This is a genomic window from Vibrio sp. 10N.261.46.A3, assembly GCF_041472995.1.
GTDB lineage: Bacteria > Pseudomonadota > Gammaproteobacteria > Enterobacterales > Vibrionaceae > Vibrio > Vibrio coralliirubri.
Window position 1 is genome coordinate 39,942 of sequence record NZ_JBFRRH010000067.1, and the last position, 16,113, is coordinate 56,054.

At 42.7% G+C, this 16,113-nt stretch carries 12 protein-coding genes and 1 pseudogene; 6 read left to right on the forward strand and 7 right to left on the reverse strand.

What is annotated here, in order from left to right:
* Positions 1-113: 113 nt before the first annotated feature.
* Positions 114-1,196: a site-2 protease family protein gene (locus tag AB4484_RS15800; protein ID WP_372079154.1), complete on the reverse strand. Its 1,083-nt coding sequence runs from the start codon at positions 1,194-1,196 to the stop codon at positions 114-116.
* A gap of 357 nt (positions 1,197-1,553) precedes the next feature.
* On the opposite strand from AB4484_RS15800, the gene AB4484_RS15805 reads away from it, so the two are divergent.
* From AB4484_RS15805 to AB4484_RS15815, 3 genes are all read left to right on the forward strand, one after another.
* Positions 1,554-2,801 carry a porin gene (locus AB4484_RS15805; RefSeq protein ID WP_050654485.1) on the forward strand — a complete coding sequence of 416 codons (1,248 nt, stop codon included), beginning with the start codon at positions 1,554-1,556 and terminating at the stop codon, positions 2,799-2,801.
* Between the two features lie 14 nt (positions 2,802-2,815).
* A complete protein-coding gene (locus tag AB4484_RS15810) occupies positions 2,816-5,224 on the forward strand; it encodes a VolA/Pla-1 family phospholipase (protein ID WP_372079156.1) in 2,409 nt (802 codons plus the stop codon).
* Between the two features lie 231 nt (positions 5,225-5,455).
* The gene (locus AB4484_RS15815; RefSeq protein WP_372079158.1) at positions 5,456-6,013 is read left to right on the forward strand and encodes a PhnA domain-containing protein; all 558 of its coding nucleotides are present in this window, start codon (positions 5,456-5,458) and stop codon (positions 6,011-6,013) included.
* Between the two features lie 72 nt (positions 6,014-6,085).
* Here the strand turns inward: AB4484_RS15815 and AB4484_RS15820 are convergent.
* Positions 6,086-7,000: pseudogene (locus AB4484_RS15820) on the reverse strand (LysR family transcriptional regulator).
* 237 nt (positions 7,001-7,237) lie between these two features.
* Here AB4484_RS15820 and AB4484_RS15825 point away from each other — a divergent pair.
* From AB4484_RS15825 to AB4484_RS15835, 3 genes are read left to right on the forward strand one after another with little or no spacing between them, the layout of a single operon-like run.
* Positions 7,238-7,450 (forward strand): DUF1656 domain-containing protein, encoded by a 213-nt coding sequence (locus AB4484_RS15825; RefSeq protein WP_004730923.1) that lies wholly within the window; start codon positions 7,238-7,240, stop codon positions 7,448-7,450.
* Between the two features lie 10 nt (positions 7,451-7,460).
* Complete coding sequence (locus AB4484_RS15830; RefSeq protein ID WP_372079160.1) at positions 7,461-8,321, forward strand: HlyD family secretion protein; 861 nt, start codon at positions 7,461-7,463, stop codon at positions 8,319-8,321.
* 13 nt (positions 8,322-8,334) lie between these two features.
* Entirely contained in the window at positions 8,335-9,690 is a 1,356-nt protein-coding gene (locus AB4484_RS15835; RefSeq protein WP_172379034.1) for an FUSC family protein, read from the forward strand.
* Positions 9,691-9,817: 127 nt separating this feature from the next.
* Here AB4484_RS15835 and AB4484_RS15840 read toward each other — a convergent pair whose 3' ends face one another.
* From AB4484_RS15840 to AB4484_RS15860, 5 genes are all read right to left on the reverse strand, one after another.
* Positions 9,818-11,107, reverse strand: coding sequence for a DEAD/DEAH box helicase (locus tag AB4484_RS15840; protein WP_372079162.1), 1,290 nt, complete (start codon positions 11,105-11,107; stop codon positions 9,818-9,820).
* Positions 11,108-11,308: 201 nt separating this feature from the next.
* A complete protein-coding gene (locus AB4484_RS15845) occupies positions 11,309-12,049 on the reverse strand; it encodes a DUF1223 domain-containing protein (protein WP_372079164.1) in 741 nt (246 codons plus the stop codon).
* A 175-nt stretch (positions 12,050-12,224) separates the two neighbouring features.
* A complete protein-coding gene (locus tag AB4484_RS15850) occupies positions 12,225-12,413 on the reverse strand; it encodes a hypothetical protein (protein WP_017059812.1) in 189 nt (62 codons plus the stop codon).
* A gap of 313 nt (positions 12,414-12,726) precedes the next feature.
* Positions 12,727-13,728, reverse strand: a complete 1,002-nt coding sequence (locus AB4484_RS15855) for a TerC/Alx family metal homeostasis membrane protein (RefSeq protein ID WP_048613684.1) — start codon at positions 13,726-13,728, stop codon at positions 12,727-12,729.
* A 562-nt stretch (positions 13,729-14,290) separates the two neighbouring features.
* Positions 14,291-16,030: a bifunctional UDP-sugar hydrolase/5'-nucleotidase gene (locus AB4484_RS15860; protein ID WP_372079166.1), complete on the reverse strand. Its 1,740-nt coding sequence runs from the start codon at positions 16,028-16,030 to the stop codon at positions 14,291-14,293.
* Between the last annotated feature and the right edge of the window lie 83 nt (positions 16,031-16,113).

Below are 16,113 nucleotides of genomic sequence, written 5' to 3' on the forward strand. Positions count from 1 at the left end.
TGTAAATACAAAAATGCCCTATCCATATTGGTTAGGGCATTTTTAGTTTCTTGCTTGCTAACAGTTCAAGTGCGCTAAGCAGCTGGATAATTCCAATAACAGAAAGTCACTGGTTAAGTACCAAGAATTTGTAATGGTAGGCTTAATAGCTGATCACCAGTCGATGCAAAATACCAGATAACACCGATCAAACTACTTACTAAACCTACATACCAAACGAACGACACGACTTGACCGTATTTGTCTAACGGCAACAAATGACTGTGATGACGCCCTTTCCATTCGAACAGTATTTCAACACTGCCCATAATCAATAAGAAACCAAACAGGGTTAAATTCAACTGATAACTCAATACCACGCCAGCAACAGCAGCCGCGACACACAATACAATACCAAGCACACTGTTCATCGAGAAGCTGATACTTTTAAGAACATGTCCGCCATCGAGAGGCAAAATCGGCAATAGATTGAACAGGTTTAATAGAGCATTAAATACCGCAAGGCCGGCAAAGAACATTTCTCCAGTCGCCCAATACAGCACCATAAATACTAACGACAATATCAGGCCGAACAATGGCCCCATTATTGAGATAACCACATCTTGCCAGCGCGTATTAATCTTTTCATCGGATAACGCTAAACCACCAAGGAATGGTATCAAATAAATGCCTTTGGTCTTCATGCCGAAGTATTTCATCGCTCTAATATGACCGTACTCATGGAACATTAAACAAGCGATTAAGGCCAAAGCGAACTGAATTGAAAACAACCATGAATAGGCCGCTAAACTCGCAGAAGCAAGTACGACCTTGATTAGCTTGGCGCTTTTTAGCGCTTTCATACCAAGCGACACCAACCCAATTAGGCTAAAACGCTTCTCTGGTTTAGGAGTGACAACAGGGGTTTGTTGCTCGATATCTTTGGTGTTTCGATTGCCTTCGGAAATGGTTTGGCCATTGACCAATGCTTTATATGTCATCTCAAACGGTTGCCACTGAACCGTCGACTCAACGTGACACTGCAACGTTTCTTCGCCAGCGCGTAGTGTAAATTCGTGTTTTCGTGCGTCTTCTTGGTCTGTGGTCGCATCTAATTGAGATACCAAAGTGTTATCCCAATACAATTGTTGCCACCCTGCCATTGACCCCTCTAAACGAAGCGGTTTACCAAGAAACTCTATCGCGAGTAATTCCAAACTTTAATTCCAATTTAATGACTTCTAACGAGTGTCGATATTATGCCGATTTAGCGATCGGCGGTAAACATAAACAAAGTTGTTACATATTGAGCAATTGAACACTATTTGTACCAATAGCTGGCATAAACATTCTGGTCACACCTCCAACCACAAATAAACTATTGATTATAATTATATTATTGATGTTAAAGTGCCGCCCCTAAAAAATATAACCTCACAAAATAACAACTATTTCTTTGACTTTATATAAAACATGAATTTAACATGTTGTTTACATTAGAGCTTCAACACCAACAATGCTCAGTGTGTTTTCAAACAATAATAATGAAATTCGATGCCCTAGGAGGGTCAAGGATGAAAACAATACAACGCTCTCTCGTTTCGCTTTCTGTGCTATTTGCGTGCAATTCACTTGCGGCTGGCTTCCAAGTTGCTGAGCATTCTGCCTCAGGTCTTGGTCGCGCATTCTCAGGTGAAGGCGCTGTAGCCGATAACGCGAGTGTACTAGCGAGAAACCCCGCCGCAATGACCCTATTTGATACAGCCCAATTTTCAGGCGCGGTTTCTATCGTTGATCCAGAGGTTAACGTTTACGACGTTGACGCTAACGAGCATTCAAAAGATGTTGCTCCATTACAAGTCGTGCCAGCCGCATATTACATCAGCCCAATCAACGAAAAATGGGCTTGGGGTATCGGTATGTTCACCAATTATGGTGTTGCCACGGATTACCCTGATGACATCTCGGCAGGTGATATGGCTGGTGATACGTCGCTCTTATCTGTAAATCTAAATCCAAATATTGCGTATCGCGTGAATGAATCATTTAGCGTTGGTGCAGGTTTAAACCTTGTGTATGCGGAAGCTGAACTTACCCGCCATAAAGGCGAGCTCGCTAACTTTGTTGGTGGAAATCCATCTGACAAACTTATAGGCATGACCGGTGAAACATTTGCCTATGGTTGGAATGTTGGCGCGATGTATGAGCTAAACGAAAACAATCGCTTTAGTATCGCTTACCGCTCTTCTGTTGATCTTGATTTCGATGACGGTGAATTTACCAGCTACGATTCAGGTAGAGCAACATCTCCCAAGGTTGATGGTCGTCTTCAAATCGAGCTTCCTTCTATTCTGGAGCTTTCAGCATTTCACCAACTTAACGAACAATGGGCAATTCACTACGGTTGGCAACAAACTGATTGGAGTACTTTTAAGGAGTTAAAAGCAACAAGTCCAGATTGTACTGACAACGGTGTAGCAGGTCAGTGCTTCTACAAACCTGAAAAATATGAAGACAACAATCGATATTCACTAGGCGCGACGTACCAACTAAACAGTAAGTGGACATTAAGAGCGGGTTACGCTTACGACGAACAAGCTGGTGAAGCAACTTTAAGTATTCCTGATAGTGATCGTATGTGGTACAGCGCTGGCTTCACTTATGTTTGGAGCGAAAATATGACTGTCGATGCCGGATTCGCACTTGTTGTAAGTGATGACGGTGAGTTCACTGAGACAAATGGCGCCCAGCAAGAAAGGACTTTCGAAGCAGAAGGTACCGCTTACCTTTCTTCAGTTCAGCTTAACTACACTTTTAACTAAATCAGGATCGTATCATGAAACGTAACTTTAAGATCTCTCTATTATGTTCAGCGATCCTGCTAGCAGGTTGTGGCGACAACACTGAAAGTTCGGGAACAAGTAACCAACAACTTGAAGCCTATCTAGAAACGTCTTTGGCAAGAGCGACAACGCAAAAAATGTTGTTGCAAGGCAGTAACGCGACTGTTCCTTTAAGCAATAATCTATTATTTGACTCTACCGATGGTACTTTGGCTATCCCAACAGGTGGCGACGACAGCATTTCGAACCCAAAAGCAGCATTAAATTATGCCGACGGTTTCTCAACCAGCATGCCAATTTACATCGAGTTTGAAGGCGACGGTTTTGGTGATACCCCTGGAGTTGTTACTTCCGGAGTGACATTGTTGAAGCTTTCTAAAAAGCTAACAGACACATCCACAGCGGCTCAAATACCAACACCTGTTGCCAGTTCGGAATACACAGTTTACAAAGTAGGTTCAAACCTAGTAGTTACCCCAAATACTCCGTTTGACGAAAAATCTGAATATTTGCTTGTCATTACTGATGACGTTACCGATGTAAATGGTAATCCAGTAGGCACATCTCAAAGCTATGCCGGTCTAAAAACAGACACGAAAACTTATTCAACCGGTGACTTAGCTAATGCGCAGACTTTAATAAAGGGTCAAGAAGCTATAGCTGCGGCTGTTGGTGTCGATGCGAAAAAGATTGTTTATTCAGCTTGGTTTACTACAACTTCCGTTGGCGATGTACTTGCCTCTACAGCATCGTTGATTGGTGGAATGATTGTTGGTGGAGCCCCACTTTCTACCTATTGGAATGGTAGCGCAAACCCAAATAATGTCGATCTGACAAACGCTTACCATCTTAGTTTAGACTCCTCATCAACAGCACCATTTGCCACAGCAATCGCTGCAGATGCTGACTTTAAAAAATATCTTGGCGATGACGATGCAACAGAAACTGCCACTTTGATTGGAGGGATAAATCTCCTTTACTCTAACGCGGGTATCAGCACTACGTCAGTAAACGTGACTAAAGGTACTGTTCAACTCCCATATTTCTTGGAAACCGATCCAACTAAGTTTTCTACAACGCCATTTGCATCAGGATTAGACAGTTTAGCGGTTATCAAAAGTGCACTAACTGATAGCTCTACAAGCTCTCACGTTGGTGCTGAACTAGTAGCATTAGGCTTAGATCCAGCAAACCTCAGTGCTGCAGACGTAACTACATTGATGGGAAAAACACTTACAAAGGATTCGAAAGGAACAGCCCTAGATAGTGAACGTATTGTCACTCAGTATTCACCAATACCACAAGTTAAATCACTCGAAGCTGTTGATGTACTTTTATTCACACCAACAACAGGGACTCCTTCAGGTGTAGTTATTTATCAGCACGGTATTACCACTGTAAAAGAGAATGCGTATGCGTTTGCTGCTAATTTAACAGCCGAGGGTCTTGCAGTAATAGCAATTGATCACCCTATTCATGGCTCTCGATCACTTGCTGGCGGTGCTATATCAACTAACGATAATGCTCTGTACTACTTGAATCTAAGTGCTTTGCCTGTTGCCCGTGACAATATCCGTCAAAGTGCGCTTGATGTAATAGGTCTTCGTATGGCTCTTGAAAAAGTGGGGAATGACTTCACCGGGACACCACTAGAAAACGTCAATGCAAGTGATACAAATGTTAAATTTATGGGGCATTCGTTGGGCGGTATTACTGGATTTACTTCAGTAGCTACGTCAGAAATTGCTGGCACACATAAATTTAGCTCGGCGGTATATGCTAATTCAGGTGGTCACATAGCTGAATTATTGTTTGCTTCTGAAACGTTTGGCCCAGAAATTAAACATAATTTAGCTAAGCAGCTGAATACGACTTACAAGGATTCAGTCGCTACAGCTTGCGCGACCAACAACATTGAAGATGGTGACTGTTACACCGCTTTTGCTAAGGGAAATCCAACTAGCGCTGCAGCAATTGAAACTGAGTTAGTTGCATTTAAAGTCGCCGCTCAAACCCTTATTGATACTGTTGATCCACATTCACTGTCCAATACTGAAGATTTGTCATCATTTAGCTCTAACTATCCAACGTTGTTGATCCAATCGCAAAATGACAAAACAGTTCCTAATACCGGAATTGCCACGTCTTTTACGGCTTCATTTGTCGGTTCTGAAGGGTTAGGTACAACGTTAGGATTGAGCGACTCTACAAAAGCGAGTCCTACAATTGGTAACCGTTTGTTCATTCAGTATAACGAAACAGCTAAGCACTCTACGATTATTGGACCACAAGCCGATCTATCTGATAAAGACCACACATTATCAATGCGATCACAAGTAGCTGACTTCTTAGATACTGATAGCGTAACCAACGCAGTGACTGACACATCTTTACTTGAATAATCAACTGGCCGCTTACCAAGGACTATACCAAATGCCAGCCTAACCGCTGGCATTTTTGTTTCTATGACTGACTAACCTTCCCCAGTTAACCGTTTGCATAAAACTTTAAAACACAAATGGTTGATCTCAGCTAAAATTAATCAAGACAGAATACCGTACGACCTCTTTCTTTATTGTAAATAAAGTGGATAATAGCCCCGTAATTTAATACCTAATAAATGTGAGTCCATTATGTCTTCTGAAGCTACTATGCTAGAACGCTGCCAATCTAAATGTGAACTATGTGGTTCTGATTCTTCTCTTACTGCATACGCAGTGCCGCCACACAGCCACGTAACAGTGGATCACGGCATCATGGTATGTGACAAATGTCTTGGTGAGATTGACGATCCTAAAGATATCAACCACTGGCGTTGTCTGACTGACAGCATGTGGAGTCAAGAAGCGCCAGTTCAAGTAACTGCATGGCGTCAACTTACTCGTCTGAACACAGAAAGCTGGGCTCAAGACTCGCTAGACATGATGTACCTTGAAGAAGAAACGTCAGTTTGGGCACAAATCGGTATGTCTGCTGATGACAAACCTCTTGACGTGAACGGCGTTGAACTTAAGAAAGGTGACGACGTAACAGTAATCAAAGACCTGCCAATCAAAGGTACTAACCAAGTGATTAAGCAAGGTACTGTTATCCGTGGTATCAGCGTTGGTGACGATCCTAAGCTTGTTTCTGGTAAAACAAACGGCGGTCAATCAATGTACGTAATCGCTGAGTTCTGCCGCAAGAAGTAATTCTTCTTTAAGCTGAACAAAATCTAAAAAGGCGCTAATGAATAATTAGCGCCTTTTTAATATCTCAAATTTTCACGGCTTAAGACTATGAATAAGTTGCTCACGGTACTCCTTAATGACAGACACCAAAGAGCCTTTGATACCACTGACTTGTTTTGAGTGCGGGCACCACAATGCAAATCCAAATTTGAATCCTTCCACCATTTGCGCAGAGTGAATGGGCTCTATTGAATATTTTGAAAATTCAGAGGCGGTAAAAAATGCCTTAGGAAGAAGTGCCCACCCAAAACCCTCTTCAAGCATTTTGAGCATTAACGAAAGCTGATCAATCTCTTCATAGTCAGAGCTCACGATAATCTTTTCAGACATACCTTCGTCAATCAGAGACTTCAATACGAACTGTTTAGAGTTCCTTAGTGCGACTAATACTTCGTCTTTATCGATATGTGAGAGTTCTCCCCCTTTCTGTCCGAATGGGTAGAACTCAAAATGCCCAAGGAAAGTAGAATCAAAACTATGCATCGCCCGGCTATTGTGAGCATTCACAAGTCCAAAGTGATATTCCCCACTTTGTATTCCTTGTTTAATTTCGTTCTTATTCCTAACCAGAAAGTTCACTCACATCATTGGGAAATCGTGCTTGAGTCGTTTACGTATATCGACCAACACACGTTGAGGAACGAAACTAGAATACGCGATTGTTATTTTCTCTAACCCACCATAAGAAAGGCTCAACGCCACTTTGTCAAAAGTACGAGCTTGCTCAATCGTCTGTTTTGCGTAGTGATAAAGGAGGTGCCCGTCCTCCGTTGGTTCAACAGAGCGCCCGACCCTTTCAAAAAGATTCACTGCAAGGTGATCTTCCAAGTTTGTAATCACCTGACCCACGGTCGTTCTGTGCTTGTTAAGCTTTACCGCCGCCTTGCTAAATGACCGCTGCTCATAGACAGTCACAAACGCGAGAAGTTGTTCAATACTAAAGTTCATTTTGATGTACTTACTTTCTTGGTCATGCATACGAGATAGAAAAACATCTACTGCATCAGGATAATAATGATAAAAAGACAGAGCAAAAGTGACTACTGATTTGTACCTTTGCTGCCTATCCTTCCTAGTATATACCTAAACCTGTCTGGATTTGATGGATCTGATCCTCTATATACGATTATTAACATTGCCATAGTTCCTTTATCGTTAGCTTCTTAAAACGATAGAGACAGACCCATGAACACAATGCCACATGAACTCGTGTGGGGTGAGATCTACTTCCCTCCTTTGCTATTGGTTATCGCGTTAGCTTATGTATTGACGATATTGACTGGCTCAATCGCGACAAAACTTGGGCTACATAAATATGTCGCTTTTCCTGCAATTGCCGAATTAAGCCTAATCGTGATTTTCGTCGGCGTTATCGGTCAATTCATTACCATCTTCTGAGGCATTCACCTTGATTAAACGTTATCTCATCACGCTACTACTGGTCATTGCCGCAAGCTCTGTGGTTTATAGCTATTACCAATCTTATTCGAGTAATCCCTGGACTAGAGATGGTCAGGTCAGCGCTTACATTGTTTCAATTACTCCCCGAGTTACAGGGCAAGTGACTAAAGTCCATATTGAGGACAACTCACAGGTGGCTAAAGGCGACTTGCTGTTTGAGATCGACCCAAGCATTTACCAAGCGGCCTACAATAAAGCGTTGGCGACACAGAAACAGGCTCGCGCGCTCTTAGCAAAAGCTAAAAACGAAGAGCAACGCGCATTGAACTTAGAAAAGAGAACACCTGGCGCTATGCCAGTGCTGACATTGAATAACCTGAATAACGCGGTTGAGACAAATGCAGCGAACGTTGCACTAGCAAAAGCCAACGTTGAAGAAGCGCATTTAAATCTTGAATACACCAAAGTGTACGCGCCAACAAACGGTTACATCACGAATTTAAACCTACGAGAAGGCTCTCAAGTCGTCGCTAATACACCGGTAGTTGCGCTGATCGATGAAGACAGTTTCTGGATCGAAGGCTATTTCAAAGAAACTGATCTGGTGAATGTTGACCCTAACGACAAAGCGCTTGTCACTCTTATGATGCACAACAATATTCAATTAGAAGGCCATATCAAAAGCATTGGCTTTGGTATTGCAACACAAGACGGCAGCACAGGTAATGACCTTCTTCCTAACGTGAACCCAAACTTTCAATGGATTCGTCTTGCTCAACGTATACCAGTCAAAGTAGAGCTTGATAACGTGCCTGAAGACTTACAACTTCGTGTTGGCATGACAGCTTCACTCAAAATAATCAAATAGTTGGATGGCTTTTATGTTCAGTGCATCAACCAAAGAAGCTATTAAAGCGGCTCTCGCTATTGTTATCTCTATCTGTGTTGCGTTGTGGTTTCAATGGGAGAAACCTTATTGGGCGGCAATTGCGGTTGCGGTCATGGCACTGAACGAGAGCTTTGCTCATTCAATAAACAAAGGCCACAACCGATTAATGGGCACCTTATTAGGGACTGGTTATGCCTTTTTCTTGATTGCGATGTTTTCTCAGGACCGCTTTCTGTTTTTGATGTTTTTCACTTTATTTCTCGGTACATGCATCTTCATGTCGAGTGATGAGAAATACGGTTATGTCTTTTCTATAGGCTTTGCAGTTTGCTCCATCATCTCTTGTATGGGCGGATTCGATAACCAAATTACATTCTATTTTGCAGTGCTTCGAATACAAGAAACTCTATTAGGTGTTATCACCTTCTCGATTGTTTATCGTCTGATCTGGCCTGTAAACACTGAGCAGAACTTTGTACAACGATTTGAAACAAGCAGAGAAACGCTGATAACAGCAATGAGCGATACCAACAACCTTGATATAGAAGCTTTAGAGTCCAATACCGCTAATATTGAAAAGCTCTATCAACTGTTGGATTTGCCGCTCGCTGGCAGTTATCACCTAAAAGAAAATATTCACGCATGGCGTTTACGAATCAACGAAATGGCGCATATTCAAGAGCGTTTGCTTGAGATCGCCTCGGGTGAACTGACTCAAGCTATTGATTGGGTCGCTCTCACCCAAAAAATGGAAAAACTGGAGTTAATGGCGCCAAACACGTCACTAATTGATGATGTGCCATTTGTGATGAGTGAGAAGAATAACGTTTCTTGGCACCATGAGCACCGTACGTTTGTTCAACACCTTAATGAAGATGGGAGAAAAGTCTTACAAGGTGTCTCGATGTTCGTCACGTCGTTATTGGTTTGGATATACCTGCCTGTACCGGGTGGTTTTATTTTCCCGATGATTGCTGGCATATTTTCTTCAATGCTTCCAACTATGCCGCCAAGTGTTATTAAGGATGCATTTTTTGGTGTTATTGGAACGGGCACAGTTATCTTGCTTCAATATATCTTTATCATGCCGATGATGACTGAATTGTGGCAATTGGCGTTGTTCTATTTCATCAACAGCATTGTGATATGGAAAGTGTTTGCGACACCTAAACTTATGGTGCATCGAATACTTGGCATAAACCTGCTGGTCGTACTGACATCTGGCGCGCTTAATCTAACACCGGTTTATCAGATTCAAACACCATTGCTAATGTTAACCACACTGCTCATCATTTTGATGATAGGAAAATTATTCACCGACCTTTTTAGAGTCAAAAGTATCGCTTAGTCTCGTTACGCGGATTCGTTTAACTTGGGATAAGAAAAACAAAAAAGGCGCAATTAAGCGCCTTTTGAATGTCTATTGCTTACTGATTTATATGGCTTGCTGACTCATATAGTTTACTGACTCAAGATCAGTTGTTGTTTAGCCACACATCTTGGTTTTGTGGAGCTTTCTTCTTCTTTTTCTTCTTGCCTGTACCAGCCGGTGGCGCAACAGGTTTTAGTGCTGCGATCAGTTCAGCTGTCGCTTCTTCATCCACTTCAAAGCCTACAATTTGCTCACGCTCAAGACGAATCTTGTTCTTCTTCTCGATGATTTTGAAGTGGTGGTAATCTTCGTGATCGATCAGAGATAACGCAAGACCAACCTCACCTGCACGACCACTTCGGCCGATACGGTGCATGTAGTCTGACGGGCTACGCGGTAGATCAAAGTTGATTACTACTGGAAGCTTCTCAATATCCAGACCACGTGCCGCGATGTCTGTCGCGATAAGAACATCAATCTCGCCAGATTTGAAATCTTCTAGGATACGAGTACGTGAACCTTGCCCTTTATCGCCGTGGAATACTTCTGCGATGATACCGCGCTTGTAAAGCTTGTCTGCTAAGTGTTCACAGCTGTTCTTCGCATTAACGAAGATCAGAGCTTGGCGCCATTCGTGTTGTTGAATTAGGTGTGCGAGTAACGCTGTCTTGCGACCTTTTTCTACTTCGAATACACGTTGAACCAGTGTGCTCGCATTGGCACTTTGAAGTTGAACTTCAATTGGATCGCTTAGAAGTTCGTGAGTCAGCGTTTTAACTTGCTCTGGGAAAGTTGCAGAGAACAACAAGGTTTGTTTCTTGTTCGGCAAGAGCTTCAAGATTGCATCAAGTTCTTCGGTAAAACCTAGGCTTAGCATTCGGTCAGCTTCATCAAGCACTAACGTTTTTACTTTGTCTAGCTTTATAGCGTTGCTTGAAATAAGGTCAAGCAGACGACCCGGTGTTGCCACCAAGATATCAGTGCCGCCACGTAGCGCCTGCATCTGAGTGTTTACCGATACACCACCAAACACACAAACCGTTTTAATCGCGCCATTGAAATGCACAGCGTAAGATTTAACGCTGTCTGCTACTTGCTTAGCAAGTTCACGAGTAGGAACCAAGATAAGGCCAGAAACAAAGTTACCTTTGCCTGAACGACGGTCCAGAGGGGCGTCTTCATGAATCTTTTGTAACAGTGGAAGTGCAAATGCTGCGGTTTTACCTGAACCGGTATTTGCGCCTGCAATTAAATCGCGTCCTGCTAACACACTTGGAATAACTTGCGCTTGGATAGGCGTTGGCTGTTGGTATTCAAGCTCAGATAAACGAGCCATCAAAGGAGAGATTAAGCCAAGATCAGAGAAGTTGGTTGGTGTAGTGGTGTTAGTCATTAATTGCAGGAACTCAAAGCTAAAATAATAGCGCGCTATATTAACGTATTTCAGCAGTATTACGTAACTAAATCGCCCTTTCGCTTCTATTTCACTGATTAATATCCGTCAAAAGCGAAGTTATCGATGTGAGAACCTCGATACTCGCCGTACCAACTTCGTCTAAGAGTATTCCAGCTACACAATTGTCGTGGGTTGCAGTTAGTTCAACCACCCTGCTACCGTTTGTTCCGGTGCATACGAATTCGGCTCGGTTAACCAAACGGCTACTGCGTCTGGTGTAGCGACGAGAGGCTCGAAATTGATGTTAAATTGCCATTCAGACTCACCACGTTGGTAACCATCGTAAACCACAACAAAATCATGCTCGAGTTTCTTACCCCTGTTCTCACCCGCCTTAACACTGGTGACTTCGTTCATCGCCAGTAAAGCTATATGAGCAACATAATCACCTTTGCCTTCGTAACTTACGCTGAACGTATCGCCTTTATGGTTGACCGTTAGCTTGGGGTTATTTTGTTGTTTAAGCGAAGGTAACGTTCTGTCTAACCAGTTAAAGTAACCGCGCCACTCTTTTCCATCGACAACAAAGCCCGGCGTGTAAACCCCACTTGTTACGCCATAAGCTTTATACAGTCGTTGCTTCTGACTGAACGCCTTGCTCGCGAACTTATCGCCCCAACCTAGGTAATCCCAATAATCGACGTGATAGGCAAGCGGAATAACTTGTGTCCAAAGTTTTGGATGGTCTTCAAAAGTACTGAGGTAGGCATCAGCAGGCGGACAACTTGAACAACCTTCAGAGGTGAAGAGCTCGATAACCTGTGCGGGCTGGCCTTGATTACTCCAGGTTTGTGCAAGCGACACTGAGGAATAGAAGCCGATCGGTAAGGCAAATAAACAAAGTTTGATCAATGATGAATTGCGTTTGGCGTGTGACATACCGAGATCCTTGTACAAAACGAATTGAATGACGCTCAAATACAGACCGTGATGCCTAGGTTTTTCTTTCAGGTGCTTAATTTGCGAAGAAATAGAGTTTATTTCAGATACAAAAACGCCAGCTTTAGAAGCTGGCGTTTTCTTAAAGTTCTATATTTACATGTTAACGCTGAGATTAACGGTTGATACCGATATCGCGTTGCATGTGACCAGATAGGTCGCTTGCGTAGTAACTACGTGGAGAGTTGTCTACGAAAAGAATATCGAAAATGTGTGCAATCAATCCTTTGAAGTTAACCGAGTAGGTCTTCTTATCCATAGAGTTAGGAACAGCGATAGTATTCATTTGTACTGCTTGAGCCATGATTGCCTCTCTATAAATTTATTAATGTGTTTCGTTCTGATGACAAGAATAATAGGTGATCTTTTGCAGGTTAAAAAATGACTAAAATTAGATTTTGGGATTAGTTTTTCTAATAAAACAAACCATTAACAATGCCGCGAAATAGATATGCAGACCATGTGAGTATAAATTCAACATAGTGTTTAAATCATGCATTTAGTACAAATACCCCGCAAACAACAGTGGCCAATGTCACAGAAAATTTACATAAATAAATTTTCCACTTCATCAGCCACGTGTTCATTATCGACTTTTCGATAAGTTATATTTGTTTTTAATTTACTTGTTCAATGCCTGGCTTCTTCGCATAAACCGACGCTATAACCGCAATCGTCATAGTCGAAATCAGCACAGCAAGCGACCAATAAGTTGGGATAGCCCACTCACTGTCAACCAATAGCATTTTCACACCGATGAACACCATGATGAATGCCAGTGCCGGTTTCAAGTAGATGAACTTGTCCATCATACCTTGCAGTACAAAATACAACGAACGAAGGCCAAGTAACGCAAATACGTTTGCCGCTAATACCAAGAACGGTTCTTGTGTTACCGCAAAGATCGCAGGGATAGAGTCCAATGCAAACATCACGTCCATCACTGCAATCGCACCGATAACCAACATCATTGGAGTGAATGCCCATTTAGCACCCTGTTTAACCAATAATGCAGGACCATGGAAATCTTCAGTTACCGGCATCACTTTACGAAGTAGCTTTTCAGGCAGTGTATTCACACTCTCCTCTTCGCCCTTGTCCAATGCCAGCTTAATACCTGTACCAATCAAGAACGCAGCGAACACGTAAAGTACCCAGTGGTATTCCGCCAATAGCTGTGCGCCTAGTGCGATCATAATTGCACGAAGCACCAATGCACCAATTACCCCCCAAAGAAGCGCACGAGGTCTTAGATGCTCAGGAACTTGGTATTGAGCAAAGATCATCGCAAAAACAAACAAGTTGTCTACGCTAAGTGATTTTTCTAACAAGTAACCCGTAATGAATGACACGGTTGCTTTTTGCGCTGTGTAGTCACTGTTCGGCGCATAAATGTCCCAAAACAAGTAAATAGAGCCAGCAAACAAAAACGCAAGTACAAACCAGAAGACACTCCAGATTGCCGCTTTCTTGATAGTAACGTTACCGCCACGAGTCTGATAGATATCAATAGAGACGAGAATAACCGTCAGCAGGAAAAAGCCCGCATAAGTCGTCATGATTGGCGATGAAAAAAAGGATTCACTATTTGTAGATAATAGAGATTGAGTTGAGTTCATTATTCCTCCGGGCGGAAGAACTGTACAAAGACCTTCCGCAAACAAAGCATATCAAGCTCCATTACGGATCTTGACTGTGATTGCGTTGGTCTCGTTGAAGTGAAATATGGGATTTCACCTTTACATACCGGATAGACTCTTGGCCTAACGAGATGACGATATGTAAACTTGCGCTAACTACTCCCCAAACGCGTGGATAATAATCCTCTGATTGTGTTTCGTCTATATAAATTTGCACGGAAAAAGCAAAAAAGGAGCAATCTGCTCCTTTTTTATTTCTTTCACTTACGCTTGGTATAGCGTGTATTGATAATAAGAATACTGCGACTGTTCAAAAGCTAGTCTTATCCAGTGCGCAGAACCATTACAAACCTGTAGTGGGCACCAAATACACTAACGCTGACCAAACTGATACCCAACCGACAACCGCTACCGCATCTAACCAATCTTTCTTATCCATGCATATCTCCACAAGAAGGCGACCTGCAGAGATGAAGCATAAACAATGCCAATTTTATAAATGACCCAAAGTAATAACACTAAGTATCAGCGTCATCTGTGGTTATCTAAAACACTCCATGCAATTCAACGGTTCATTGTGTTGAAGCGACTCTGGGTGGTCTTGCAGAAACTCAATGAAGCAGTCTGCCATAGAGTCAGTGGTGACCGTGCCATCACCTATCATGTCCAACACAGCGTTATAACCCTCTTTCCCTTTCATTGTGTAGGCAGACGACGCACCACGGTAAATACGGTTGCGAGAAACAGCCTGCCAACCTGAATCATCAGAGTGGATTTCTAGATGGTGAATCCTGTGCCCTAAAGGCGCTTCTTTGTGGTAACAAAACCTCAGGTTATGCGTATAAGGGAAGCTGCCTGAACCTGTACCCACAACGCCATTATCCAGCGCGTTATTGATTGCACCTTCAAGCATGCCAGCGATCGTTTCACCTTTTACTTCATACACACCAATGGGTACGGCAAACGGTAGTAGTTTTCCGGCAATATCGGCAACAGAAACATCGCCGCTATTGAGTGAATTTCTAACACCACCTGCGTTGTGAATGGCAAAATCAACCTGATGCCCTTTCTTGTTCATTAGATGGTGAAATGATTGAGCAACCAAAGGCGCGAGTTGACTCGGGCCTTTATCATCTGGAATACGTACATGGCGAAGTTTAGTGTCAGCATGAGCAATCACTTGTTGCTGAAGCTTTCGAACTCGCGGCTGGTATTTATCCGTCAGAATGCTCTGCAGCTCAGGATCTTTCTTACACACTGCAATATTAGGGTGATTGTTTAAAAACTCACACGCCATATCGTGGGCATCGTCTTGCCCTACTTCACTCAGTTTCGCATCTATAAAGAGTCGACGGCCTAATAACAGTTCGTTCTTACCATTGAAGTGCGTCACTTTACCTTGAGAATCGAACTCGACTTCGCAGTGTCCTAAGCTCATGGCGTGGAAACCCGCTTGCACAACATAGGTATCGCCAATTTTCACACCGTATTCATCATCTTTAACTAAGCCGATATCAGAGAAATCACCTTGTAAGCGATGACTATGACCACCAACGATGACACCAATACCTGTTACGTTGGCTGCTAACTCTAAATCAGCTTCGTAACCAAGATGGCTAAGTAACACAATCTTGTTGATGCCTGCTTGATGAATTTGCTCTATGGTCGCTTTTGCTGTTTCCAAAGCATTTTCAAACGGTGTATCGATATCTGGGTTAGCGATGCCTGCCATCTTGTCGATGCTTAAGCCGAATATTGCGACCTTCTCGCCGTCAAATTCTTTCGTTATAAAAGAAGCACTTCGTGTTTCAAGCAGATAAGGCTTAACAATGTCGTTGTCCGCTAGCGTATGAGTTTTTTTGATATCCTCATTCGATAGATTCCAGTTACCGGCCAACAGTGGGAATTTGATTCTTTTCGCGAAAATCGCAACGGGCTCATTACCCATGTCTAACTCGTGATTACCGAGCGTCATGGCATCTATATTAAGGGCGTTCAACAAATCGGCGTTGGCTTTTCCCTTGAATAAAGAAAAGTACAACGTGCCCTGGAAGCAGTCTCCAGCGTGCAGGAACAAGGTTCCAACCTTCTGACGCTGGGCATCTTGTTCTATTTGTTTGAAACGTGTTGAAATTCGAGCAAAGCCACCAGCACTGACATAAGGTTCAATGATGTGGTTGTTCATTTTAAGTGATAGCTGTAACGAGGTTGGTTCAAAGTATGAGTGGGTGTCGTTGATGTGTGCCAACACTATTTTTGTCGGCTTATTCTTTTTAGTCATATTTTCTTCTCTCTTTGTCCCTTCATACTAGGTCGAGAATCATGACAGAATCGTGAATTTTATGAAACTGCACTGCAAAAAAA